The organism is Flavihumibacter sp. CACIAM 22H1 (assembly GCF_001601815.1).
In the GTDB taxonomy this organism is placed as follows: Bacteria; Bacteroidota; Bacteroidia; order Chitinophagales; family Chitinophagaceae; genus Flavihumibacter.
On sequence record NZ_LUKG01000081.1, the window covers coordinates 6,137 to 8,257 of the forward strand.

The following is a 2,121-nucleotide window of genomic DNA, read 5'->3' on the forward strand; positions in this document are numbered from 1 at the left end:
AGGAAGCATTCCAGTTATGGTAATCCATACCGGCACTGCCACCCAATACCCATGATTTACCCCCTTTTTCAAAATAGGTTTTAGCAGGGTCCAGATTTCCGCCATCGTGGAGCGCATCCTGCCTGATTAATTGAAACCCTGCGGTAAAAGCCGTTTGTGGTTGCAGGGGCAGGCGGAGATCGGTCTGTAACAAAGCCGTATTAAATATATTTTCCGTAAACTGATTCCAAAGCTGGAGGGTAAGCGCTTTTTTGATTTTTTGTTCCCAGCCCGTGATCAGCACCCCTTTGCTTTGCAGGTTATGCTGATAATCTCCCGGTTTGCCGGAAACGGTTTGCCCCATAGGATAAACACCAATCGATTCACCGATCGAAAACCAGCGAACCGTACTGCGGGGCGAGATCTGCCAGAGATAAGCGGCCTGCAGGCTGCCTGTTTTACCGGTTTTCCATTTTAGTAGCAGTCCGTCTATTCCGGTTGCCCGCATTCTGCCATCCTGTTGGTTGATAAAGGGCATTTCGGGTAATTGTTTTCCTACGGTAACAGTGAGTGATTGGTGTTGATACTGCAGGAATAATTCCTCGAGCCGGTTCATGTCACTTTTATTCTTCGCCTGCTGAATATCAAATAATCCAATTTCGTAGCGGTTGGCAGCATTTGTCAGCGGATCGGGTTTACTAAGATCGGAGGAAGCCAGCTTATAGATAAAATAGCCTCCCAAACCAATCGAAAATCCATGGAAACCTGCCGATTTATAGCGTATACCTCCGCCAATAGCAGTAGCGGCATAATCTGATAACGCGCCTGTATTATCTGTTGCCATGCTGAATAAACGGGCATGGCCCTGGATGCTTCCTTTTTTTAAAGCATACAGCAACGATACGGTGTCGGCTGTTACGGCAGGTTGGGGAAGGTCCTGTGCTGCTAATAGGCCAGGAAGGGGGAATACTAGAAAAAGTAAGAGAATTCGGTTCATTTGCTCAACTGAAGCACAAAACTGCTTATTAAGCGGGGGAAAATTTGTGATAACAATCACTGACGGTAAAGCAGCAGGAACAAAAAAGGGGTAATTTTGTTAAAACAGGAAAATTCAGATGGGCATACTCCGACAAATTGCCGAATATTTATACATCCGGAAAAAAGATCCTACGGCTCCACAAACCAAGTGGATGAGCTATATGCACGGTATCAACCGGATTTCAATTTTTATGTTCCTTGCTGCCTTGATTTTTCTGTTCATCAAGTTGGTGATTCTAAAAAAATAGGATGAAGTATTACATCATTGCAGGTGAGGCCAGCGGCGATCTGCACGGAAGCAATCTGATCAGGGAGTTGAAAAAGCGCGATCCGGCAGCCGACATACGCTGCTGGGGAGGTGACCTGATGAAAGCAGCCGGTGCCAATTTGGTTAAACATTATGCAGACCTGGCTTTTATGGGTTTTGTAGAAGTTGTTGCCAACCTGCGTACGATTTTACGGAACCTTGATTTTTGCAAACAGGATATCCGCCGGTTTCAGCCAGATCTGCTGATTTTTATTGATTACCCGGGTTTTAACCTGCGTGTTGCATCCTGGGCAAAAAGAGAAGGGTTTAAAACGGTTTATTATATATCACCCCAGGTTTGGGCCTGGAAGGAGAACAGGGTTAAAACCATTAAGGAATCCATTGATAAAATGTTGGTGATCCTGCCCTTTGAATTAGATTTTTATAAAAAATGGAATTACCCGGTAACCTATGTGGGGCATCCGCTGGCAGAGGTCATCAGCCGGTTTAAGGAACAGCATGCATCCATTCCCCGTAATGCAAGGCTTATTGCTTTATTACCCGGAAGCCGTAAGCAGGAAATTCTCAAAAAGTTACCCGTAATGCTGGAAACCAGCCGGTTTTTCCCTACCTATAATTTTGTAGTGGCCAAAGCACCGGGAGTAAGCGATGAATTTTATGCACCCTTGCTGGCTGCCTATCCGAATGTAAGTACTACCACCAATGCAACCTACGAAGTATTAATGCAGGCGGAAGCTGCGTTGGTTACCTCCGGTACCGCAACGCTTGAAACAGCCCTTTTTGGCGTGCCGGAAGTGGTTTGTTATAAAGGCAATAAAATCTCTTACCTGATTGCC

General features: G+C 45.6%; 3 protein-coding genes. 2 read left to right on the top strand and 1 reads right to left on the bottom strand.

Annotation, left to right across the window (positions count from 1 at the left end):
• The coding region (locus A1D16_RS17780) for an OprD family outer membrane porin (RefSeq protein WP_290711993.1) at positions 1–976 on the bottom strand (976 nt) is incomplete at its 3' end.
• 118 nt (positions 977–1,094) lie between these two features.
• Between A1D16_RS17780 and A1D16_RS21780 the strand changes: the two genes are divergently transcribed.
• Together A1D16_RS21780 and lpxB are read left to right on the top strand one after the other, a co-directional pair.
• Complete coding sequence (locus A1D16_RS21780) at positions 1,095–1,265, top strand: DUF6728 family protein (RefSeq protein WP_366207009.1); 171 nt, start codon at positions 1,095–1,097, stop codon at positions 1,263–1,265.
• A gap of 1 nt (position 1,266) precedes the next feature.
• Positions 1,267–2,121 (top strand): lipid-A-disaccharide synthase (gene lpxB, locus A1D16_RS17785; RefSeq protein WP_290711995.1); only part of this gene is annotated, 855 nt, incomplete at its 3' end.